Source organism: Cetobacterium sp. (genome assembly GCF_051658645.1).
Lineage (GTDB): Bacteria > Fusobacteriota > Fusobacteriia > Fusobacteriales > Fusobacteriaceae > Cetobacterium_A.
On record NZ_JBOFMZ010000038.1, the window covers coordinates 1 to 23,482 of the forward strand.

Annotated in this window: 19 protein-coding genes and 1 pseudogene; 3 read left to right on the forward strand and 17 right to left on the reverse strand. The window is 30.1% G+C overall.

Annotated features, from left to right (window positions below):
- Positions 1-216 precede the first annotated feature (216 nt).
- The 17 genes and pseudogenes from ACRCZX_RS03640 to rimP form a co-directional block, all read right to left on the reverse strand.
- Positions 217-1,449: a uracil-xanthine permease family protein gene (locus ACRCZX_RS03640; RefSeq protein ID WP_438581586.1), complete on the reverse strand. Its 1,233-nt coding sequence runs from the start codon at positions 1,447-1,449 to the stop codon at positions 217-219.
- A gap of 60 nt (positions 1,450-1,509) precedes the next feature.
- Complete coding sequence (locus tag ACRCZX_RS03645; RefSeq protein ID WP_438581587.1) at positions 1,510-2,139, reverse strand: thiamine diphosphokinase; 630 nt, start codon at positions 2,137-2,139, stop codon at positions 1,510-1,512.
- Complete coding sequence (locus tag ACRCZX_RS03650; protein WP_438581588.1) at positions 2,132-2,953, reverse strand: endonuclease/exonuclease/phosphatase family protein; 822 nt, start codon at positions 2,951-2,953, stop codon at positions 2,132-2,134. Before ACRCZX_RS03650 ends, ACRCZX_RS03645 begins: the two co-directional genes overlap by 8 nt.
- A gap of 46 nt (positions 2,954-2,999) precedes the next feature.
- A complete protein-coding gene (gmhA, locus tag ACRCZX_RS03655) occupies positions 3,000-3,575 on the reverse strand; it encodes a D-sedoheptulose 7-phosphate isomerase (protein ID WP_438581589.1) in 576 nt (191 codons plus the stop codon).
- A 24-nt stretch (positions 3,576-3,599) separates the two neighbouring features.
- Positions 3,600-4,466 (reverse strand): LysR family transcriptional regulator, encoded by an 867-nt coding sequence (locus ACRCZX_RS03660; protein ID WP_438581590.1) that lies wholly within the window; start codon positions 4,464-4,466, stop codon positions 3,600-3,602.
- Between the two features lie 134 nt (positions 4,467-4,600).
- Positions 4,601-7,261, reverse strand: coding sequence for a valine--tRNA ligase (locus ACRCZX_RS03665; protein ID WP_438581591.1), 2,661 nt, complete (start codon positions 7,259-7,261; stop codon positions 4,601-4,603).
- 11 nt (positions 7,262-7,272) lie between these two features.
- Positions 7,273-7,866, reverse strand: coding sequence for a ribosome biogenesis GTP-binding protein YihA/YsxC (gene yihA, locus ACRCZX_RS03670; RefSeq protein WP_438581618.1), 594 nt, complete (start codon positions 7,864-7,866; stop codon positions 7,273-7,275).
- A 17-nt stretch (positions 7,867-7,883) separates the two neighbouring features.
- Positions 7,884-10,187: an endopeptidase La gene (gene lon, locus ACRCZX_RS03675; protein WP_438581592.1), complete on the reverse strand. Its 2,304-nt coding sequence runs from the start codon at positions 10,185-10,187 to the stop codon at positions 7,884-7,886.
- A gap of 13 nt (positions 10,188-10,200) precedes the next feature.
- Positions 10,201-11,448: an ATP-dependent Clp protease ATP-binding subunit ClpX gene (gene clpX / locus ACRCZX_RS03680; protein WP_438581593.1), complete on the reverse strand. Its 1,248-nt coding sequence runs from the start codon at positions 11,446-11,448 to the stop codon at positions 10,201-10,203.
- 11 nt (positions 11,449-11,459) lie between these two features.
- Positions 11,460-12,035, reverse strand: a complete 576-nt coding sequence (gene clpP, locus ACRCZX_RS03685) for an ATP-dependent Clp endopeptidase proteolytic subunit ClpP (RefSeq protein WP_438581594.1) — start codon at positions 12,033-12,035, stop codon at positions 11,460-11,462.
- A 129-nt stretch (positions 12,036-12,164) separates the two neighbouring features.
- On the reverse strand, positions 12,165-13,451 hold the full coding sequence (gene tig, locus ACRCZX_RS03690; RefSeq protein WP_438581595.1) for a trigger factor: 1,287 nt from the start codon (positions 13,449-13,451) through the stop codon (positions 12,165-12,167).
- Positions 13,452-13,485: 34 nt separating this feature from the next.
- On the reverse strand, positions 13,486-15,186 hold the full coding sequence (recJ, locus tag ACRCZX_RS03695) for a single-stranded-DNA-specific exonuclease RecJ (RefSeq protein ID WP_438581596.1): 1,701 nt from the start codon (positions 15,184-15,186) through the stop codon (positions 13,486-13,488).
- 3 nt (positions 15,187-15,189) lie between these two features.
- Positions 15,190-15,546 carry a 30S ribosome-binding factor RbfA gene (gene rbfA / locus ACRCZX_RS03700; RefSeq protein WP_438581597.1) on the reverse strand — a complete coding sequence of 119 codons (357 nt, stop codon included), beginning with the start codon at positions 15,544-15,546 and terminating at the stop codon, positions 15,190-15,192.
- Positions 15,547-15,562: 16 nt separating this feature from the next.
- Positions 15,563-17,467, reverse strand: a pseudogene (gene infB, locus ACRCZX_RS03705) (translation initiation factor IF-2); the annotation flags it as partial.
- A gap of 204 nt (positions 17,468-17,671) precedes the next feature.
- The gene (locus tag ACRCZX_RS03710) at positions 17,672-18,196 is read right to left on the reverse strand and encodes a DUF448 domain-containing protein (RefSeq protein ID WP_438581598.1); all 525 of its coding nucleotides are present in this window, start codon (positions 18,194-18,196) and stop codon (positions 17,672-17,674) included.
- Positions 18,189-19,295: a transcription termination factor NusA gene (gene nusA, locus ACRCZX_RS03715; RefSeq protein WP_438581599.1), complete on the reverse strand. Its 1,107-nt coding sequence runs from the start codon at positions 19,293-19,295 to the stop codon at positions 18,189-18,191. Before nusA ends, ACRCZX_RS03710 begins: the two co-directional genes overlap by 8 nt.
- Before the next feature lie 37 nt (positions 19,296-19,332).
- Entirely contained in the window at positions 19,333-19,818 is a 486-nt protein-coding gene (gene rimP, locus ACRCZX_RS03720) for a ribosome maturation factor RimP (RefSeq protein WP_438581600.1), read from the reverse strand.
- A 327-nt stretch (positions 19,819-20,145) separates the two neighbouring features.
- On the opposite strand from rimP, the gene glmS reads away from it, so the two are divergent.
- Genes glmS through ACRCZX_RS03735 form a run of 3 tightly spaced genes read left to right on the forward strand, consistent with a single transcriptional unit; the run spans position 20,146 to position 23,482 of the window.
- Complete coding sequence (glmS, locus tag ACRCZX_RS03725) at positions 20,146-20,571, forward strand: methylaspartate mutase subunit S (protein WP_438581601.1); 426 nt, start codon at positions 20,146-20,148, stop codon at positions 20,569-20,571.
- 20 nt (positions 20,572-20,591) lie between these two features.
- Complete coding sequence (glmL, locus tag ACRCZX_RS03730) at positions 20,592-22,004, forward strand: methylaspartate mutase accessory protein GlmL (RefSeq protein WP_438581619.1); 1,413 nt, start codon at positions 20,592-20,594, stop codon at positions 22,002-22,004.
- A gap of 20 nt (positions 22,005-22,024) precedes the next feature.
- Entirely contained in the window at positions 22,025-23,482 is a 1,458-nt protein-coding gene (locus tag ACRCZX_RS03735; RefSeq protein WP_438581602.1) for a methylaspartate mutase subunit E, read from the forward strand.

The following is a 23,482-nucleotide window of genomic DNA, read 5'->3' on the forward strand; positions in this document are numbered from 1 at the left end:
GAAAAAGAATATTCTTTTTAAGGCATAGACAAGCTATGTCTTTTTGTGATATCATTTTTTTACAAAAATATTTCAAGTCGAAAATCTTTATCCCTTTTTTAGGAATTGGACCTATTTTTCATCTTTAGTTAACAGATTCGTTCAATATATTTTATATATTACAACAAAAAATAAAAAATAGAAAGAAAAGGTTAACAATTCTTTCTATTTTTATAATTAATTATTAATTCTATCTTTTGGCAAGATTTTATTTAATGTAACTCCTATTAATGCTGCTATCGCAAGACCAGATAATGAAACAGTTTTCCAAATAATAACATTATCAATCGCAATTCCTAAGACAAATATAAGAGAAGAGATTAATAAGTTTCGTGAGTGTGAAAAATCTATTTCAGCATCTACAACTGTTCTAACGCCAACAGAGGCAATCATTCCAAAAAGAATAATAGAGACTCCACCCATAACAGCAGTAGGAATAGTTTGCAAAACAACTCCAAACTTACCAATAAAACTAAGTATAATGGCATAACAAGCAGCAATTCTTAAAATAGCAGGATCATAAACCTTTGTAACAGCTAAAACACCAGTATTCTCACCGTAAGTAGTATTAGCAGGTCCACCAATTAATCCAGCAACCACAGTAGCAACACCATCGCCTAGAAGTGTTCTAGAGATTCCAGGATTTTTAAAGAAATCTTTTCCTACGACAGCTCCGTTAGTTGTTATATCACCTATATGTTCTATGAAAACAACTAAAGCAATAGGAGCAATAGCCAGAACACTAGTAACAGAAAAATTTGGTAGAGTCAAAAGGTCTTTTAAAGCTTCTGGAGAAAATCCAATCCAGTTAGCATTAGCAATAGGAGTAAAATCTACAAGTCCTAAAAAGATAGAAACACCATATCCAAGTATAACTGAGATTAAAATAGGTACTAATCTAAAGAAAGATTTTTCTAAAATAGAAATTGTAACCATAGAAGTAATAACAATTAAGGCTACAATAAGACTTTTTTGGTCAAAATGTCCATTTGAATATCCAGCCATAGAAAGTGCAACAGGACTCATCCGAAGTCCAATAACCATTATAATAGGCCCAACAACAACAGGTGGGAAGAAAGATTTTATTTTTTGAACGCCAAAAACTTTAATCATATAAGACATAAAAATATATACAAATCCAGCAGATATGACACCACCTTTAATAGCACCAATTCCTTCTTGTTTCAAAACTAAAGATATAGCTCCAATAAATGCAAAAGAAGAGCCAAGAAAAACAGGAACAATTCCTTTAGTACAAAGATGAAAAAGTAATGTTCCAACTCCTGCAGATAGTAATGCTATTGATGGATTTAAGCCAGTTAAAAATGGAACTAAAACTGTCGCACCAAACATAGCAAGTACGTGCTGAATTCCAAGTAAAAGTTTACTTTTTGTTGATAAATTAGTCATTATTAAACGCCTCCATGATTTTTTTACTATAGAATAGACTACATTATTTTAAAATGAAAGTCAATCTAAACTTATTGTTCCAAGAAGCTTTCCATTTGAATATGAAATATAAGCATCATTTTCAATAATTATATTGCTAAGGCAAGTAGAATCTCCTCGGTTTAAAGTATGGTTGTTTAATGGATATAAAAAACCATCTAAAGTAAGGTTCTCAACTTTATCTGAAAAAGGAATAAGAGAAACTATTTTATTTTTATTATTCTTAAAATTAAATTTATTAGAAACTAAAAACAACTCTTCAGTATCGTTTATAAAAATAAGATTTTTATATTTAAAAATTAAATTTATATTGATAAGAGTATGATCTATTCTACCACCAAAGCCACCAATGATTATTATTTTGTCATAATTTAAAGAGGAAACGTAGGCTATTAAAAGTTCACCATCAGTAAAATCTTTATCTTTATTAAACTTTTTTAATGTTACATTTTTAAATTTTAACAATTCAATAGATTCTAAATCTAAAGAATCAAAATCTCCCCAAACCTCATTAGGTATATAACCTAATTCTAAAGCTTTTTTCGCACCACCATCAGCACAATAAAGATGTTGAGAGTCAATATTTAAATTATTAAAAAAATATTTAGAGTCAGAGAACTCTCCATTTAAAAAAACAAAAGCCTTAGTCATCATCAAATTCTGTATTTACTATTATAAAAATAGGTAAATGATCAGAAACCTCCTTTCTAGTTTTCATATAGTCTCCTCTTGTAATATCAAGAGCACCACTTTTGCCATTGAATTCCCCAGTGTATTTTTTAGAAAGGAAAATATTGTCATAGGAATTCGCAAAACCTTTAGTTCCAATTGTAGTTTTGATAGAGGGATCCAAAGAATAAATAATATTATCTTTGTGATTTAATATCTTTTCAAAAGCTGAATCATTAGCAGCAAGATTAAAATCACCACCAATCAAAATATCATTTTCTGAAGGGTTTAAATCTTGAAAATAATTATAAACATTTATAAGCTTATTAGCTTCAAATTGTCTTTGAGAAACTTTTTTACCATATATAGAATGCATTAGAACATAAGTAAAGTCAAAATTATTTATTTTAAATGTTGCTCCATAAGGTTCACGAATAAAATCATCGTTATCATCTCTATAAAAACCTTCACTTTTGATAAAAGAAACTTTTTCTTTTTTATATAAAAAAGCATAGTATTCTTTGTATTGATCAGTTCCAACAGGATATTCAGATATTTTATACCCCCATTTAGAGTCACTAATTTTCTCAACTTCAGATAATAATTTGTAAAGGCCTTTTTTATTCATAACTTCAACTAAACCAACAATATCAAAAGCTTCAATAGATTTTGCAAGATGTACATAATCCTTCTCTCCTTTTCCTAATCTTAGAGTATTAAAAGCTCCAATATAAGCTTCATTATTAGATAAAGACAAAGTAGATATTAATAAAAATAAAAAAAGTTTAATTAACATAGAATCACCTCAAAAAAAATACCCTCAAAAGGGTATTTAGTATTTTTTAATAATTTTCAGGGAACATTATTTTTTCAACACCTTCAATAATAATGTGTAGTATCATCATATGAATCTCTTGAATTCTATCAGAAGTCTCTCCTGGAATAATAAATTCATAGTCACATAATCCTTTAAGTTTACCACCATCTTTACCAAGAAGTACGCATGTTTTTAAGCCTATTTTTTTAGCTACTTCAACGGCTTTAATGACATTAGCAGAATTTCCACTTGTAGATATACCTATAAACATATCTCCCTCTTTACCATAAGCTTCAATACCTCTAGAAAATATATGATCAAAACCATAGTCATTTCCAACACAAGTTATATGTGATGAATCAGATAGAGATATAGCAGGTAAAGCTCTTCGGTCATTTCTAAATCTTCCAGTGAACTCTTCTGCGAAATGCAGTGCATCACAATTACTTCCACCATTTCCACAAATCAATACTTTATTTCCATTTTTAAAAATCGCTGCAAGATTTTTTGCAACATTTTCTGTGGTTTGTTTTTCAGCTTCTTCTTTTATAAATGTTTCAAGAAGTTGAGCTGTTATTTTATACGAATCTAATAAGTTCATATTAGCCTCCTAAATTAAATATTTTTAAAGTTTAAAATTTTTAACAAAATTAACAAATTTAAGAATATGAGCTAAGTTCTTCTTATCTTTTGTAATAACAATTTGATAAGAGTCTGTAACTTCATTAATAGTTCTTATAACTTTAAATTCATCATTTTGAATCTCTTTATAGACAGCATAGTAAGGTAGAATGACATTTCCAATACCCTCTTTAACCATTTCTTTAATAACCCCTAAATTTCCAACAACTGGAATTTTAGTATTAAAACAAATGTTATTTTTATCCTCTAAATAACTAATAGCTTTATCGTTATTATAGATATTTTTTCTTGAGATTAAAGGTTCTTTAGATAAAGCCTCTAATTTCAAATCATTTTTTGCCCCAACTAAAACATATGGAACAGACCCAACAGTAATAACTTCAAGGTTATGATCTATAATATGCTCTTCATCAATTAAAAGAACATCTAATTCCCCTTCTTTTAAAAGTTTTAAAAGCCAAGCTTTAGTAGATATTGTAATATCATATTCAATTTCATTGTGTACAGAGATAAAGTCTTTCATAAAAAGAGGTAATAAAGGCTCACCAATGACAGAAGTAGCACCAATAGATATTTTAGCTTTGTCTAGATTAATAATTCTTTCCATCTCTTTTTCTGCTCTTTTAACTTTCTCAAAAATTTCTTCTGCCATTTTGAAAAGAGCTTCCCCAGTGTAAGTCAATCTTATTTTCTTTGAACTTCTATCAAAAAGTTTAGAATTTAAAATATCCTCAAATTTTTTAACTTGTATTGAAACCGCCGATTGATTTATGTATAGTTTATTAGCCGCTTTGGTAAAACTTTTTTCTTTACCAACTTCGTAAAATATTCTAAGATAATGTAAATCCAAATGTATCACTCCCAACTATTATTATTATGTATAGTTACCATTCTATTTTAGCATAATTTTAACACAATGAATACACATTATTTTAAAAAAGTAGTAGGAATATAATTCCTACTACTTAATTTTTTAGTACTTTATTATTGGAAATTTTTTAAATTTTCTATTAATTTATCATACTTATCTTGGAATTCTTGTTGAATTCTTTTTTCTCTATCCAATATATGAACAGGAGCTTTAGATGTAAATCTTTCATCAGAAAGTTTAGCATTCGCTTTTTCTAAATCTTTTTTAACTTTTTCAAGTTGTTCATTTATTTTCTTAATTTCAGTTTCAGTATCTAAAAGACCAGTTAATATCATAAAGACTTCAGAATTACCATTAACTCTAAAACCACTTTGCTCAGGAGTTGGTAAATCAGCTCCAACTATTAGCTCTTCAATTTTAGCAAGTTTACTAATGAATAATTCATTTGATTTTAGTATTTCTAACTCCTCAGAGCTAGATGTTCTAATAACAACTTTGGCTTCTTTAGCAGGAGATATTCCTCTTTCAGCTTTAATATTTCTTAAAGATGAAATTAAACCTTGAATATATTCAAAAGCTTTTTCTTTTTCAATGTTAACTATAGAATCATCACAAATAGGGTAGCTAGAAAGCATTATAGTCTCTCCTTCTACTTTAATCTTTTGCCAAATTTCTTCTGTAATATAAGGCATAAATGGATGTAGAAGTTTTAATCCAGATTCTAAAACTGTCCATAAAACATATTGAGCAGTTTGTCTAGATTTAACTCCTGCTTCTTCTTTGTTATATAATCTAACTTTAGCTAACTCAACATACCAGTCACAGAAATCTCCTCTTAAGAATTCATAAAGAGATTTAGCAGCTTCATCTAATTGGAACTTCTCTAATTTTTCAGCAACATCTTTAGATGTTCTATTTAATTTTGAAAATATCCACTCGTCAACTAATTCAAGTTGAACATTCTTTTTATCAAAAGTTTTTATATCGAAATCTTCAAGATTCATTAAAACAAATCTAGATACATTCCAAATTTTATTAGCAAAATTTCTTCCCATCTCAATTAATTTTTCAGAGAAATGAACATCTTGCCCTTGAGAAGTATTATATAACATTGTAAATCTAATGGCATCAGCACCATATTCTTGAATTAAATTTAATGGATCAGGAGAGTTACCTAAAGATTTAGACATTTTTCTACCAGATTCATCTCTTACAATACCATGTAGATAAACATTTTCAAATGGAATATCATCCATAGTGTACATACCAAACATAACCATTCTAGCAACCCAGAAAAATAGAATATCTGCACCAGTAACTAAAGTGGATGTAGGATAGAACTTAGATAACTCAATTGTTTTATCAGGCCAACCTAAAGTTGAAAAAGGCCATAATGCAGAAGAGAACCAAGTGTCAAGAACATCAGTTTCTTGAGTTAATTCAACCTCTTTCCCATAATGAATTTTAGCTTGAGCATGAGCATCTTCATCAGATTTAGCAACAAATATATGCATATCTGGACCATACCAAGCAGGAATTCTATGTCCCCACCAGATTTGTCTAGAAATACACCAGTCTCTGATATTCTCAAGCCAGTTATAGTAAACTTTTTCCCATCTTTTTGGCATTAGTTTAACTTTTCCATTTCTAACAACTTCTAAAGCTTTTTCAGCTAGAGGTTCCATTTTAACAAACCATTGTTTTGAAACTCTAGGTTCAATAATAGTATTACATCTATAACATCCACCAACATTATGAGAATGAGCTTCAATTTTAACTAATAAATTAGCAGCTTCTAAATCAGTTATCATTTTTTTTCTAGCTTCAAATCTATCCATACCAGCATAAGCAGGATAATCACTAGCAACTTTTCCTTCTTTAGTCATCATATTAATTATAGGTAGATTAAATTTTTGTCCAAGAGCAAAGTCATTAGGATCATGTGCAGGAGTAATTTTTAAAGCTCCAGTACCAAAATCGATATCAACATATTCATCAGCAATTACTGGGATTTCTCTTCCAACAAGAGGTAAAATAACATTTTTACCGACAAGATGAGAATATCTCGCATCATTAGGATTTACAGCAATAGCAACGTCAGCAAGCATAGTTTCAGGTCTTGTAGTAGCTATAATTAAAAACTCATCAGAATCTTTAACTGGATATTTGATATTCCATAGAGAACCAGCTTTTTCTTCATGCTCAACTTCATCATCAGCAAGAGCTGTACCACATCTAGGACACCAGTTAACCATATATTCACCTTGATAGATTAACCCATCATTGAATAACTTGATAAAGATGTCTTTAACTGATTCAGAAAGACCAGCATCCATAGTAAATCTTTCTCTATCCCAATCTAAAGAAGCACCTATACTTCTTAGTTGATTGGTAATAGCACCGCCATATTGCTCTTTCCACTCCCAAACTTGCTTTATAAACTTATCTCTTCCTAAATCTTCTTTAGTTAGACCATCTTCAGCTAATTTTCTTTCAACTCTATTTTGAGTTGCAATACCAGCATGATCAGTTCCAGGCATCCAAAGAGTGTTATACCCAGACATTCTTTTATGTCTAATAAGAACATCTTGAATACTGTTATTAAGAACATGCCCCATATGTAATATACCTGTTACGTTTGGAGGAGGAATAACTATAGAGTAATTTTGCTTATTATCATCTAGAGTAGCAGCAAAGAACTTTGACTCCTCCCAATATTTATACCATTTCCCTTCAATTTCATTAGGGGAATAAGTAGTAGCTAATTCATTCATTTAAAATCCTCCTATTCAATTTCTCCCGTTAAACAGCTTTCAACATAACTTAGAACTTCTTCTTTTCCTTTGTTATTAAGTGATGAGTGGAAGAAAACATCATCATTATCAAAATCAATTTTTGTTCTAATATCTTTTAAAGCTTTAACTTTATCATTATTTGAAACTTTATCCATCTTAGTAAATATAATTTTAAATGGAGTATCATAATGATCTAGCCATCGAAGCATATCTAAATCTTCTCCACTTGGAACTCTTCTTATATCTAAAAGAACGAATACGAGTTTTTTTCTAGGACTAGCAAGATATCTTTCCATTGTTAGTCCCCATTCTTTCTTCATTGCTTTAGGAACTTTAGCAAATCCATATCCAGGTAAATCAACAAAGAAAAATTCTTTGTTGATTAAGAAGTAGTTTATTAATTGTGTTCTACCAGGAGTTTTACTAGTTTTAGCTAGTTTACTTCTTCCTGTAATACTATTTACAAGAGATGATTTTCCAACATTAGATCTCCCAACAAAGGCAAACTCAACATTAATTAGTTCTTCAGGATAATCTCTTTCAAATGCAGCTGATTTTACAAAATCTGCTTGTTTAATAATCATCATATTACCTCTTTCTATTATTTTTCAAGGGCAAGCTTTTCAACATCATCATAAGTTGAAGCAAAGTATATTTTCATATCCTTCATTACTTCTTCTGGAATCTCTTCAATATCTACCTTATTATCTTCAGGTAAGATTATATTTTTAATTCCAGCTCTATGAGCCCCGATAACTTTTTCTTTAATTCCACCAACAGCTAAGACCTCACCAGTTATAGTGATTTCACCAGTCATAGCAAAAGTTTGCTTAACTTTTCTACCAGTTAATACTGATAAAATAGTTGTAGTGATAGCAGTACCAGCAGATGGACCATCTTTAGGTGTAGCACCTTCAGGGAAATGAAGATGTATATCTTTTTTGTCTAAAACAGTTGCTTCAATTCCAAATTTATCAAAATTTGCTTTAAGATATGTAAATGCAACTATAGCTGATTCTTTCATAACGTTTCCAAGAGTTCCAGTTAAAGCAAGACTTCCTTTTCCTGGAATTTGAACTCCTTGAACTTCTAAAGTCATTCCGCCAACAGCAGTCCAAGCTAAACCATTAACAATTCCAATTTTAGACACAGCTTTTTTCATTTTTTCTGGTCTGAATTTAGGATGACCTAGATATGATTCAATATTTTTAACAGTGATACTAACTGATTTAGTATCGGTATCAATAACTTTTCTAGCAACTTTTCTAAATAAACCTGAAATTTGTCTTTTTAAATTTCTAACTCCAGCTTCAACAGTATATTCATCAATAATTCTCAGAATAGCTTTATCAGTAATAGAGAATTTTATATTAGATAATCCATTTTCAGCTTGAGCTTCTTTTATAAGATATTTATTAGCTATATGAAGCTTTTCAAATTCAGTATATGAAGATAGATTGATAATCTCCATTCTATCTCTAAGTGGGCCAGGAATACTTCTTAAATCATTAGCAGTAGCTATAAAGAAAACTTTAGATAAATCAAAAGGCATATCTAAGTAGTGATCTTCAAAATGATTATTTTGTTCAGGATCTAAAACTTCTAACATAGCAGAAGCTGGGTCACCTTTAAAATCATTAGACATTTTATCAATCTCATCTAAAAGAATAACAGGGTTAATACTTCCAGCATTTTTGATAGCCTTAATAATTCTACCAGGCATAGAGCCAATATAAGTTCTTCTGTGGCCTCTAATTTCAGCTTCATCTCTAACACCGCCTAAAGAAACTCTAATAAAGTTTCTTCCAAGAGCATCAGCAACAGATTTAGCTAAAGAAGTTTTTCCAACTCCAGGAGGACCAGCTAAACAAAGTATAGTTCCTTTCATATCTGGATTTAATTTTTTAACAGCTAAGTAATCAAGAATTCTATCCTTAACATCTTTTAAACCGTAATGATCTTTTTCTAGAACATCATGAGCTATTTTTAAGTCTAAAGTTTCAGGAGTTAAAACTCCCCAAGGTAACTCTAATACAGTCTCTATATGAGCTCTAGAAACTGTAGCTTCAGCAGAGTATGGAGCCATTTTACCAAGCTTTTTAAGTTCAGCTTCTAACTTTTGTTTTGCTTCTAGAGGAAGATTAGAATTTTTAACTTTATCAAAAAGTTCATCAGTATCTTCATCGCCTCCACCTTTACCAAGCTCTTCTCTAAGGGTATTAATTTTTTCTCTTATAAAGTAACTTTTTTGACTTTCATTAATTTTTTCTTTTACTTTTTGATCAACTTTTTGTTCAATAGAAGCAATTTCAATTTCATTATTCAAAATTTGAATTAATTTATAACCTCTAGCATTAACATCTAATAGTTCTAAAAGCTCTGTTTTTAAATTGTCCTCTATTTCAAGATTAAAAGCTATTGAGTCAAATATTTTTCCAGCTTTTCTAAAACTTTTTAATTGTACCATTAATTCAGCACTAACTTGATTAGTTAATGTTGAATATTCTTCAAAAAGACTGATAGCTTTTCTTTTTAGAGCTGTTAATTCAGGAGAAGCTTCTTCAGCAGATGAGATGACACTATAATCAGCAAGAAGGATTCCATCTTCCTCAACAATATTTTCAATAAGAACTCTTTTATCAACATCAATTAAAACTTTTAAACTTTTATTAGGTAAAGGAATAGATTGTACAATAGTAGCAACAACTCCAATTTTGTGAACTCCTTCAGGAAGAATAGGATTTTCTTCTAAAGAATTTTTTTGTAAGCTTAGCACTAATTTATTTTTTGTCTTCATTGCAAAGTTCATTGTTAGCAAGCTTCTCTCTCTTCCAACATAAAGAGGAGATGCTGTTCCTGGGAATAGAACCATTTCCCTAGTAGGTAAAAAAGGTAATCTACTCATTAGTAATCACTCCTTAGTGTTCAATTTTAACTTTTTTAGAATCTTGAATTGAATCAGCTGTAATTATAACTTTTTTGATAGATTTATCAGAAGGAATTTCAAACATTAAATCAGTCATGATACCTTCTGTAATAGACCTAAGACCTCTAGCTCCAATTTTTCTCTCTAAAGCTAGAGTAGCTATTTTTGTTAAAGACTCCTCTTCAAACTCAAGATTAACATTCTCCATTTCAAAGAACTTTTTATATTGTTTAACAATTGAGTTTTTAGGCTCTGAAAGAATTTTTATAAGAGCACTCTCATCAAGAGGAGATAAAGTTGTTAAAACAGGAAGCCTACCAACTAATTCTGGGATTATTCCTTGTCTAACTAAATCTTCAGGAAGAATTTTTCCTAAAAGTTCCATTTCTTTATCAATTCCAATAGAATTTTGAGAAGCTCCAAATCCAAGAACTTTTTTATTTGTTCTAGATTTTATAATTTTTTCTAAACCTTCAAAAGCTCCACCAACTATAAATAATATATTAGTAGTGTCTATTTCAATAAGCTCTTGATTGGGATGTTTTCTTCCACCTTGTGGTGGGACTTGTGATTTTGTACCTTCAATAATCTTTAAAAGAGCTTGTTGAACTCCTTCACCTGAAACATCTCTAGTGATAGAAACATTTTCAGATTTTCTAGCAATTTTATCAATTTCATCTATATATATAATCCCTCTTTCAGCAGCAGCAACATCATAATCCGCAGCTTGTAAAAGTCTAACAAGAACATTTTCAACATCGTCTCCTACATAACCAGCTTCAGTTAATGTTGTAGCATCAGCAATAGCAAAAGGAACATGTAAAGTTCTTGCAAGAGTTTGAGCTAAAAGTGTTTTTCCACAACCAGTTGGTCCAATAAGAAGAACATTTGATTTTTGTAGTTCAACATCTTTACTTCCCTGATCTTTATGCATTATTCTTTTATAATGGTTATAAACAGAAACAGCTAAAACTTTTTTGCTTTCATCTTGACCAATAACATATTCATCAAGTCTAGCTTTTATTTCTTTAGGTGTAGGTAGTTCTACTCCTGTTAAAGAGTGTTTTGAAGTGTCGTCAGAATGTTTCTCTCCATAGTATATATCGTTCTCATAACCAAGCATATCAAAACAAGTTTCAATACATTCATCACAAATAAACGAACCATCAATACCAGAGAAAAGTTTAGTAACTTCATCTTGGCCTCTTCCACAGAAAGAACATTTTTCTTTTTTATTCATCTTTTCCCTCCTTATCTAATGAATACATGATCAATCAGACCAAATTCTTTAGCTTCCTCAGCACTCATAAAATTATCTCTTTCAGTTGAATTTATAATTTCTTCAACTGATTTATTTGTATTTTTACTTAAGATTTTAGAAGTTAAATCTTTCATTCTTAAAATCTCTTTAGCTTGAATTTCAATATCAGTAGCTTGTCCTCTAGCACCACCAAGAGGTTGGTGAATCATAATTCTAGAATTTTCAAGTGAATATCTCTTTCCTTTAGCTCCCGCTGAAAGTAATAGAGCGCCCATACTTGCAGCTTGCCCAATACAAACTGTTTGTACATCAGGTTTAATATAGTTCATAGTATCATATATTGCCATACCAGAAGTTATAACACCTCCAGGACTATTTATATACATTATTATATCTTTATTAGGATCTTCAGCTTCTAGAAATAGGAGTTGAGCAACAATTGCATTTGCTATTTGATCATCAATCTCACTACCTAAGAATATAATTCTATCTTTAAGAAGTCTAGAAAAGACATCATAAGCTCTTTCACCTTTTCCTGTATTTTCAATAACTGTTGGACTATACATTTTATCCCTCCTTTAAAAAACTTACTTTAAAAATTTAAAGTTAAATACTTAAAACAATTAGGTATTTAACATTAATTTTTTAAAATAGTATTGAGTAGAGGATTAACTCTACTCAATATGTATTATCTATTATTTTGCGTTGCTTAGAATTATTTCAATAGCTTTTTGAGATAAGTTCTCAGTTTTTAAGCTATGAGTGAATTCTTCTAAATTAGAATTTTTAACTAATTCAGCTTCTAATTGCTCTTTAGTCATTCCGTACATTTTAGCAATTTCTTCAACTTTTGTATTTAATTCGTCAGCAGTAACTTCAAGATTTTCAGCTTTAGCAATAGCTTCTAAAATGATGTCAACTTGAACTTTATTATGAGCCATTGGAGCGATTTGATTGAAAGCTTGCTCTTTAGTCATACCTGTCATTTTTAAGTATTGATCAATATCCATTCCTTGCATAGCTAATTGTTGATTCATTTCAGCCATTCTGTTTTCAACTTCTTTAACTACCATAGATTTAGGAACTTCAACTTTAGAATCAGCAACTAGTTTTTGAACTAATTTTCCAACAAAATTGTTTTGAACTCTAGCTTCTTCTTTAGTTATTATTTCAGCAGTTTTCTTAGCTTTTAAATCTTCAATAGATTCAAATCCAGCTTCAATAGCAAACTCTTCAGTTAATGCAGGAGCAGCTAAAGTTTTAATAGAATTTATTTTCACTTTGAAAGTAGCAGGTTTCCCAGCTAGAGCTTCAGAATGATATTCAGTAGGGAAAGTAACATTGATTTCTCCTTCTTGTCCTACAGTGTATCCAACTAATTGCTCCTCAAATGTATCAATAAACATTTTTGAACCTAATTTTAATTGGTGAGAATCAGATTTTCCACCTTCGAAAGGAACACCATCAACGAATCCTTCAAAAGCAAGATCAACAGTATTACCCATTTCAGCTTTTTGTCCTTCAGTAGCATCTTCTAATTTAGCTTTAGAAGTTAAAATATTTTCAATTTCTTTATTTAAAAGCTCTTCAGTCATTTCGAAAGTTTCTTTTTCAACTTCTAAACCTTTGTATTCTCCTAAAGTTATTTCAGGGTAAACATCAATTTTAAAAGTTATTTCAAGAGTTTCTTTCATATCAGCAACAAGATCATAAATGAAACTTACTGGAGAAATTTTCTCTTCAGAAACGATTTTATCAAAGTTTGCTTTAAGAGTAGATTCAACAACCTCTTCTTTAATAGCGTCAGCGAAACCAGCCTCAACTTTGTTTAATGGTGCATGTCCTTTTCTAAATCCAGGAACCTCAACTTTAGTAGCTAAAGTTTTAATAACCTCAGATTTCAGTGTTGCTAACTCTTCAGTAGTTAAAGTGATTTTGATTTCAACTGCAGAGTGTTCAATTTTTTTTAATTCGTGTTTCATCATTTCCTCCTCAAGTTATGTATATATTAAAATCTTAAATCTTATAAGATTTAAGATCTTTTAAACGAAATTGATAATATTCTTCTCCTCTATTCACAATTTTTTCAGGATAATAAACTATATCATAAACAGTGTTTTTACTATTTTGAATTAATTTAGAACTTAAATCAAAAGCTACTAAAGGATAAGTTTTTCCATTTTTTAATAGGAAACCATTAAAGTGCCTATTTTCAATACCAAAAAACTTTGGATCTATAATTTTAACTCCACTATCAATAAAATAGGGATGCTTATTTCCAAGGCCAAATGGACCTAATTTCTTTATATCATTAATTTTATTTTTATTAATTTTATCTATTGATAATTCTAAATCAATCTCTATGGATTGAGGTTGATTTATATTGTGTTCGTGGACTTTAATTTCTCTTTGAAAAAGCAGTTCTATTTCAGGAAGGTCAGTTTCATTTGCTATAAATCCAGCAGCAAGATCATGTCCACCAAAACGGATTAATTTATTTTCAATAAGTTTTAGTATGTTGAAAATATTTACACCGAGAATACTTCTACATGAAGCTTTAGCAATACCATCTTTCAAAGAAATCATTGCAACAGGAAGGTTATATTTCACACTCAACCGAGAAGCAACAACACCAATAACACCTGGATGCCATCTTTCAGAAGCGACAAAAATATATTTTAATTCATTCTTGTCTATTTTCTGTTGAATCATTTTATTAGCTTCGTCAAATATCATTCTCTCAAGTTCTCTTCTTTGTTTGTTCGCTTTTTTCATCTCTTCAATAATATTGTATATTTCAAAATCATCAGTTTTAACAAAAAAATCAGCTCCTAATTTTGAATTTCCAAGTCTACCTAAAGAATTTATCAATGGAGAGACAAAATAGCTGATATCTGTAGTACTTATATCTTTATTATAAAGCTTCAAGTATTTTGCTAGGTAGACCAAGCCTTTAATTTTTGTATTTTTAAGAGTTTCAAGTCCTTTACTTATAATAATTCTATTTTCATCAAACATAGGAACAACATCTGCGACGGTTCCAATCATTACAATATCCATAAATTGATAAAGTTTAGAGAAATCTTCATTTAAATGAGTATAAACTCCTTGAGCAACTTTTAAAGCTACACCAGCACCAGATAAAAATTTAAATTTATAATTATCACTCAGTTTTGGATTGATGAAGAGAATATTATCCTCTTCATCGTTCTTAACACTTTTGTGGTGATCGGTAACAATAACTTCAATACCAAGGTTACGAGCATATTCAACATCTTCGAAGGAATTAACACCAGTATCTACAGTAAGTACTAATTTTCCAGATTTTTTATGGATATGGTCTATTGTTTTTTTATTAAGACCATATCCTTCATCCATTCGATTAGGGATATAGTAATCAGCATCAATTCCAATTTCTCTGAAAGCTAATACAAGAAAGATAGCGGCAGTAATACCATCAACATCATAATCACCGTAAATAAATATTTTTTCACTATTTTCTTTAGCAGAAATTATTTTTTTTACAACGCTACCCATCATTTCAAAATCAAAAGGATTTCTAAATTTGTTAATAGATGGATTGAGAAAATTCTCAATATCATCTTTTTCTAAAAAGCCCTTTTTTAAAAGTAAAGTAGCTAAAAATTTAGAAACGTTCCATTGACTAGCCTTAGTTTCAATAAGATTTTCAGATACTGTTTTATATTCCCAGTGCATAAATTATCCTTTTAAACTATCAAGTAACTGGGAGATTTTAATAGCGTGTTCTATTGTATCATCCAGCTTCATTCTTAAATCAGGAGTATATCTTAAGGCTAGTTCTTCAGATACTCTTTTTCTAAGAAAACCTTTAATTTCATTTAACCCTTCTAAAACTTCTTTTGTATTAATTGTTGTACCAGCTACTGGCATAATACTGAAAAACAAATCTGCAAATTTTAAATCATCAGTAATCTTTACACTAGTAATAGAAATCATAGCTTTTTTTAATTTTGGATTTTTAATTTCCCCAAAGAGAGCTTTAGAGATAACTCTAGAAACTTCTTTCTCGATTGCAGCCAATCTTTTTTTATTCATATTAAATCACCTACTTTTATTTTAGAGTTCTTTTAACTTCTATGATATCGAATGCCTCTACAATATCTCCATCTTTAATATCGTTAAAGTTTTCAATTCCTAAACCACATTCTTGACCAACAACAACTTCTTTAGCGTCGTCTTTATATCTTTTCAGAGTATTTAATTTACCCTCATAAACAATAACACCGTTTCTTAAGATTCTAATATTTGATTCTTTTCTAACTTTACCATCAACAACAACACATCCAGCAATATTTCCAACTTTAGAAACTTTGAATACTTTTTTGATCTCAATTCTTCCAGAGTACATCTCTTTGAATTCAGGATCAAGCATTCCAGTTAAGGCCTTTTCAATATCTTCTGTAATATGGTATATGATATTAGATGTTCTAACTTCAACACCACAAGTGTCAGCTTCTCTTAAAGCTTTTGTTGTAGGTCTAACATTAAATCCGATAATGATTGCATTTGAAGCTTCAGCAAGTTTAACGTCACCTTCTGTAATAGCTCCAGATGCAGCTTGAATTATGTTAACCATAACTTCAGGGTGTGAAAGTTTTAAAAGTGAATCTCTTAAAGCTTCAACAGATCCTCTAGAGTCAGCTCTTAATATTAAATTAAGTTCTTTTATGTTGGCATGATCCATTTGTTGAGATAAAGTTTCAAGTGAAATAGATTTTCTAGTAACTTCAGAAATCTTTCTTTGCTTAGCAACTTCTTCTACAATTCTCTTAGCATGTTGTTCATTTTGGATAACGTAGAATGTATCTCCAGCAGATGGAACATGGTTAAATCCAATAACTTCTATCGGTTGAGAAACACTTGCATATTGAACCTTAGATCCCGAGTCATTAATTAATGCTCTAACCTTACCCATAGTTTCTCCAGCAACAATAACTTCACCAATTTTTAAAGTTCCCTCTTGGATTAAAATATCCGCTATAGGTCCAACTTTTGGATCTAATCTAGATTCTAAAACTATACCTTTAGCTCTTTTCTTAGGGTTAGCTGTTAATTCTAAAATTTCAGCAGTAATTAAAATTGTATCTAATAAGTTGTCTAAGTTTAATCTAGCTTTAGCAGAAACCTCAACATACTCTGTGTCTCCTCCCCACTCAATAGAAACTAAACCGTGCTCCATAAGCTCTTGTTTAATTCTCATAGGATTTGAACCCTCTTTATCAATTTTATTGATAGCAACGATAATAGGCACTTTTGCAGCTTTAGCATGTGATAAAGCCTCTATAGTTTGTGGCATAACACCATCATCAGCAGCAACAACTAATATAGCTATATCAGTAACTTGTGCTCCTCTAGCTCTCATATCAGTGAACGCCTCATGTCCAGGAGTGTCTACGAAAGTTATTTTTTTACCAGCTTTAGTAATTTGGTAAGCACCTATTTTTTGAGTAATTCCTCCAGCTTCTCCATCAGCAACAGCAGTTGTTCTGATAGCATCTAGTAAAGATGTCTTACCATGGTCAACGTGTCCCATGATTGTTATAACAGGAGCTCTTTCAATTAATTCATCAGCTTTATCAACTATTTCAAGAGCAAATTTATCTCCAAAATCTAACTGAATTTCTTCTTCAAGTTCAACCATAGCTTCATAATCATCAGCTAACTCTTCAGCTAATTCTAATGAGATAGTTGTATTTATTGTTAACATTTGACCTTTTAAGAAAAGCTTCTTGATAAGCTCAGAACTTGGAACACCCAATCTATCAGCAAAATCACCTAAAGTAATTTCACCTCTAATTTTGATTATTTTTATTCCATCTTCTTCAATTATTTGAGGACCTTGCTCGACTTTGTTTACAATAAAGTCAGCTCTTCTTCCTTTTCTTTTCTTTTTAGTTTTAACCTCATCTGATGAAGTTTCAACAGTATTTTTATTTTTATTTTTATTTTTTTTAGTAGATGTAGTTTCTACTGTTGAGTTATCTGTCTCATTAAAATCCATAGTTTTTTTCATTGTTTCCTCCTATATACAAACATTGTTAGAAACAACATTATCATTTTTTTAGCATGATTATATGAAAAACATTTAATCAAAGCTAGATGTGACCATACATCAATGTCAACATTGTTTAAAATATCTAAAAAATTATTTTTAAATAGTCTATTCTGTTATACCTCTAGCAACTCTTTTATTTTTTATAGCAATAACATTAATTTCATCTTTATTAAAAATTTCACCAAGTTGTGCTTTATCTCCAAAATGAGCATAAGGGATATTGAGTTCTTTTGCTTTTGCAATTAACTTTTTATCATTTTTCTCACTGATATCTTCAGCTATTATAAGGAAGTGAATATGCTGAATCTCTTCCATAACCATATTTATACCAAAAGTTAAATGTTCAGAATTTTTCATTGCTTTTAAAATATTTAAGTAATCTTTAGATTGTTTTTTTAGAAGATTTACCATTATAAGTAAGTCTTCAATTTTTAGATTGTATTTTTTATTTTTAGAAATTCTTTTTATGCATTCGTGGGTCTTGCAAACATAGATTGCTCTAGATTGAAGCTTTTGCTTTTCATCAAATGAATAATTGATTTCACTTATTTTAGCAATTCTAAACAAATCACTTTTTTCTTTTTTTTCCTTACAAACAACACAAGTTCTTTCAGTAATAGTATTAGGCATTTTCTTCCTCATCTAGAACTTCATTATTCTTTCCATTTTCTGATACAGAAGAATCAACAGTTTTAATGTCTACTCTCATACCAGTTAATTTAGCAGCAAGTCTAGCGTTTTGTCCATTTTTACCGATTGCTAAAGATAATTGAGAGTTTTCAACTAGAACTCTAGCAGTAACACCTTCTTCAAGAACTTCAACACTAATAACTTTAGCAGGGCTAAGAACAGCAGAAACAAACTCTTTTATATCTTCTTTCCAAATAACGATATCAATTTTCTCACCATTTAGTTCGTTAACAATATTTCTAATTCTTAATCCTTTTTGTCCAATACATGCTCCAACAGTATCGATATTTTCATCAGAAGAGAAAACAGCGACCTTAGCTCTTGAACCTGCTTCTCTAGCTAAAGATTTGATTTCTATAGTTTTGTCAGCAATTTCAGGGATTTCTAATTCAAATAACTTTCTAAGAAGCCCTTCGTTTTTTCTAGAAATTATGATTTTAGGGAATTTGTTTGTTTTTTCAACTTCAGCAACATAAACTTTAATTCTTTCACCAACTCTATAAACGTCAGAATGAGATTGCTCTGTAGTTGCAAGAATAGCTTCACATCCATCAAATTCAATAAATATATTTCTTTTTTCATCAATTCTTCTAATAACACCACTCATAATGTCATGTTCTTTATCTTTGAATTTGTCAAATATATTTTGTCTTTCAGCTTCTCTAACTTTTTGTATAACAATTTGCTTTCCATTTTGAATAGCGTTTCTTCTAAATTCTTCACAGTTAACTTCAAGTTTTATAACGTCACCAACTTTAGCTCTTCTATGACCTGCTTCAAGAGCATCTTCTAAAGAAACTTCAAGAGCAGCATCATATAAAGATTCTGTTGTAGAAACAGTTTTTATTTCAAAAACTTTAACTTCACCAGTTGATCTATTGATTTCTACCTCAACATGCTCTTCTTCTCCATAGTGCTTTTTATAAGCAGCAAGCATAGCTTGTTCTACAGCCTCAAGAAGACTCTCTTTGTTTATTCCTTTTTCTTTTTCAAGCTGTTCTAAAGCTTCTAAAAAGATTTTTCCATCTTTACTTTTCATAATGGTTTTTTCCTCCTAACTATAACTAAATAAATAATTAAATATCACTAAAATTAAAGACAATATTTGCTTTTTTAATCTCTTTGAAAGGTATTTCAAGAGTTTGTCCTTTTATATCTAGGAAAAGTGTCTCGTCTTTAAAATCTTCAATAATACCTTCAAAATTCTTGTTATCATTAAGTTTATGCTTTAAGCTAACTTTGATTTGCTCACCTTTAAATCTTACGAAATCACTCTCTTTTTTTAGAGGTCTTTCAATTCCAGGTGAAGAAATCTCTAAGAAGAATTTGTGTGGGATTAAAGCATCGATAGTTTCATCGATTTCATTACTAAGACTTTTACAGTCTTCAAGAGAAATATCACCTTCTGGTCTTTCTATAAATACACGCACATAAAGATATCCACCTTCTTGAATATATTCTAGATCAACAAGCTCAACTTCTCTTTTTTCGATAGCTGGAAGAACTACCTTTTCTATTTTTAAAAGAGTTTCTTCCATTTCTCTTTTATCAAGTTTTATCATAATATCACCTCTTTCCAAATAAAAACTATAAAGAAAGAGTGGGATTTCCCCACTCTTTTCAGCTCTAGTATAAATTATCCAACTAAAGTATAGCATGATTATAAAAAAAAATCAATGAAATCATCGTATTCTATATAGGATAAATAGAAGTAATTAAGAGAGAAAAAACAGGTTAAATTTATAAAAATTAAATATATACTTAATAAATAAAGTACGAGCTTTATATATAAACTTTTTATTTTTGTTGTTTTTTTTACAAACATAGTGTATATAATATAGTTATAAAGTTTAAAAATAAAATGTTTTATAAATAGTGAGGTGTAAAATATGAAAAATGGTAAAAAAGTGATTATAGGTGTAATAGGTTCAGATTGTCATGCTGTTGGAAATAAAATTATCAATCACGTATTAGAAACTAATGGATTTGAAGTTGTAAATATAGGTGTTTTATCTCCGCAAATGGATTTTATAAATGCTGCTATAGAAACAGAAGCTGATGCAATAATAGTTTCTTCTTTATATGGTCACGGAGAATTAGATTGTCAAGATATGAGAAAAAAATGTGAAGAGGTAGGATTAAAAGATATATTACTCTATGTTGGTGGAAATATTGTTGTTGGTAAGCAAGATTGGTCAAGTGTGGAAAAAAGATTTAAAGATATGGGATTTGATAGAGTTTATAAACCAGGAACTCCTATCGAATTTACAACTGAAGATTTAAAACGAGATTTAGGATTGCTTAAAACAATATAAAAAATTGAAGAAAAGAGATGATATCTATGAAGTGTTATCTAACAATAGATTTTGGTAGTACATATACAAAGTTAGTAGCGATAGATTTAGAGGGTGAAAAAATATTAGCCACTGCTAAAGATATAACAACAGTTGATGACGATATAATGATAGGTTTTAATAATGCTTATCAAAAACTTATAATAGAAATAGAGAAAAATATATCGATAGAAAAAATTGAATTTATAGAAAAAATTGCATGTTCTTCAGCTGCTGGCGGATTAAAGATGGTAGCAATTGGATTAGTACCAGAATTAACAGCTGAAGCAGCAAAGAAAGCTGCTTTGGGGGCAGGAGCAAGAGTTATAAAAACATATTCTTATGAATTAAACTCTCGTGAAGTAGAAGAGATAAAAAACTCTTCTGTAGATATAATTCTTTTAGCTGGCGGAACAGATGGTGGAAATAAGGATTGCATAATTCATAATGCTCGATTGCTTGTTGAGCATAAAATAAAGACTCCTGTTATAATTGCTGGGAATAAAGCTGTCGCAGATATTATAGAGGAAATATTTTCGGAAGCGAATATAGATTATTATTTAACAGAGAATGTGATGCCTAAAATAAACAAGTTAAATGTTGAACCCGCTCGTGAAGAGATTCGGAAAGTTTTTATGAGTAAAATAATAGAAGCTAAAGGAATGAAAGGTGCAGAAGATTTCATAAGTGGAATTTTGATGCCAACCCCAGCAGCTGTATTAAAAGCAGCAGAATTACTTTCGGAAGGAACTAATGAGGAAGATGGAATTGGAGATTTAATAGTTGTAGATATTGGAGGAGCTACTACAGATATACATTCAATTGGAAAAGGAGAGCCTTCTAAACCAGGTGTGTTATTAAAAGGTTTGGAAGATCCAGTATCAAAAAGAACTGTAGAGGGTGATCTTGGAATGAGATATTCAGCAGTTTCTTTGCTCGAAGCAGCAGGAAGTAAAAAAATAAGAAATTATTTAAATGATATAGATAAAAAATGGGATATAAAAGGTATGTCTAATTATAGATATGAAAATGTTAAGATGATTCCAGAAACAAAAGAGGAAATTATTTTTGATGAAGCCATGGCAAAAGCAGCTACAGAATTATCGATGACTAGACATTGCGGATTTTTAGAATCTATTTACACTCCAATGGGAACTATGTTTAATCAAAGTGGAAAAGATTTGTTAAATGCACCTTTTATAATAGGTACAGGTGGAGTTATTGTTCATAGTAAAAATCCAAAAGGTATTTTAGAAGCTGGGAAATTTAATAAAAATGAACCAATATATTTAAAACCAGAAAATCCAAAATATTTAATTGATAAAACATATGTTTTATCTGCAATGGGATTGCTTGCTCAAAAAAAACCAGACTTAGCAGTGAAAATGATGAAAAAATATTTAATTGAAGTATAGTAATTAAGGAGGAGTTCAAAATGAATTTGAAATTTGAAAAATGGACTGAAGAAGAGTTCTTTAAAATAAGAGAGGAAGTTTTAAAACAATGGCCAACAGGAAAAGAAGTAAATTTAGAAGAAGCTGTTGCTTATCATAAAAACTTACCAGATCATAAAAATTTTGCTAAGAAATTAATAGATGCAAAAGAAAAGAAAATAACTTTAGCTCAACCGAGAGCTGGAGTAGCTTTAGTTGAACAGCAAATTGAATTGTTAAATTTTTTAGATGTGGAAGGAGGAGCAGATTTGTTACCTTCAACAATAGATTCTTATACAAGACAGAATAAATATGAAAATTGTCAAAAAGGAATAGAAGAATCTAAAAAAGAAGGAAGGTCTTTATTAAATGGATTTCCAGGAGTAAACCATGGTGTCAAAGGATGTAGAGAAGTTGTAGAAGCTGTAAATTTACCATTACAGTTGAGACATGGAACACCTGATGCAAGATTATTATCAGAGATTATGTTGGCTGCTGGATATACATCTAATGAGGGTGGAGGAATATCTTATAACATTCCATATGCAAAATCTGTAACTTTAGAGCAAACAATTAGAGATTGGCAATATTGTGATAGACTTGTTGGTTGGTATGAAGAGCAAGGTGTATCTATAAATAGAGAGCCTTTTGGACCATTGACAGGAACTTTAGTTCCACCTTCAATATCAAATGCTGTTCAAATCATAGAGTGTTTGTTGGCAGCTGAACAAGGAGTTAAAAATATAACTTTAGGATATGGGCAATGTGGAAACTTAATTCAAGACGTTGCAGCTGTAAGATCTATGATGGAACAAGCAGAAGAGTATTGTGAAGAGTTTGGGTATAAAGATATGAAACTAACATCAGTATTTCATCAGTGGATGGGGGGATTCCCAGAAGATGAATCAAAGGCCTTTGGAGTTATTTCGAATGGAGCTTCAGCAGCAGCGTTAGCAGGTGCAACAAAAGTTATTGTAAAAACACCTCACGAAGCAATAGGAGTACCAACTAAAGAAGCTAACGCAATGGGAATTAAAGCAACGAAAATGGTTTTGAATTTATTGAGATCGCAAAGATTACCAGATTCAGAAGAAGTAAAATTTGAAAAGAAAATGATAAAAACAGAAGTTAAACAAATTATAGATAAAGTATTAGAGTTAGGAAAAGGAGATTTAGCAGTTGGAACAGTTAAAGCTTTTGAGCAAGGTGTAATAGATGTTCCGTTTGCACCATCAAAATATAATGCTGGAAAAATGCTACCTGCTAGAGATAACGAAGGGATGATTAGATATTTAAATGCTGGAAATCTTCCGTTATCAGAGGAAATAAAAGCATTCCATATTGCAAAATTAGAAGAGAGAGCAAAATTTGAAAATAGAGAGATAAGTTTCCAAATGACAGTGGATGATATTTTTGCCGTAGGAAAAGGGAAATTAATAGGAAGACCAGAAATAAAATAA

Bases quoted from the DNA above. Each gene is read 5' to 3' on its own strand.
- ACRCZX_RS03640 (WP_438581586.1), bottom strand. From the start codon at position 1,449: ATGACTAATTTATCAACAAAAAGTAAACTTTTACTTGGAATTCAGCAC.
- ACRCZX_RS03645 (WP_438581587.1), bottom strand. From the start codon at position 2,139: ATGACTAAGGCTTTTGTTTTTTTAAATGGAGAGTTCTCTGACTCTAAA.
- ACRCZX_RS03650 (WP_438581588.1), bottom strand. From the start codon at position 2,953: ATGTTAATTAAACTTTTTTTATTTTTATTAATATCTACTTTGTCTTTA.
- gmhA (WP_438581589.1), bottom strand. From the start codon at position 3,575: ATGAACTTATTAGATTCGTATAAAATAACAGCTCAACTTCTTGAAACA.
- ACRCZX_RS03665 (WP_438581591.1), bottom strand. From the start codon at position 7,261: ATGAATGAATTAGCTACTACTTATTCCCCTAATGAAATTGAAGGGAAA.
- yihA (WP_438581618.1), bottom strand. From the start codon at position 7,866: ATGATTATTAAACAAGCAGATTTTGTAAAATCAGCTGCATTTGAAAGA.
- lon (WP_438581592.1), bottom strand. From the start codon at position 10,187: ATGAGTAGATTACCTTTTTTACCTACTAGGGAAATGGTTCTATTCCCA.
- clpX (WP_438581593.1), bottom strand. From the start codon at position 11,448: ATGAATAAAAAAGAAAAATGTTCTTTCTGTGGAAGAGGCCAAGATGAA.
- clpP (WP_438581594.1), bottom strand. From the start codon at position 12,035: ATGTATAGTCCAACAGTTATTGAAAATACAGGAAAAGGTGAAAGAGCT.
- tig (WP_438581595.1), bottom strand. From the start codon at position 13,451: ATGAAACACGAATTAAAAAAAATTGAACACTCTGCAGTTGAAATCAAA.
- recJ (WP_438581596.1), bottom strand. From the start codon at position 15,186: ATGCACTGGGAATATAAAACAGTATCTGAAAATCTTATTGAAACTAAG.
- rbfA (WP_438581597.1), bottom strand. From the start codon at position 15,546: ATGAATAAAAAAAGATTGGCTGCAATCGAGAAAGAAGTTTCTAGAGTT.
- ACRCZX_RS03710 (WP_438581598.1), bottom strand. From the start codon at position 18,196: ATGCCTAATACTATTACTGAAAGAACTTGTGTTGTTTGTAAGGAAAAA.
- nusA (WP_438581599.1), bottom strand. From the start codon at position 19,295: ATGAAAAGTAAAGATGGAAAAATCTTTTTAGAAGCTTTAGAACAGCTT.
- rimP (WP_438581600.1), bottom strand. From the start codon at position 19,818: ATGATAAAACTTGATAAAAGAGAAATGGAAGAAACTCTTTTAAAAATA.
- glmS (WP_438581601.1), top strand. From the start codon at position 20,146: ATGAAAAATGGTAAAAAAGTGATTATAGGTGTAATAGGTTCAGATTGT.
- ACRCZX_RS03735 (WP_438581602.1), top strand. From the start codon at position 22,025: ATGAATTTGAAATTTGAAAAATGGACTGAAGAAGAGTTCTTTAAAATA.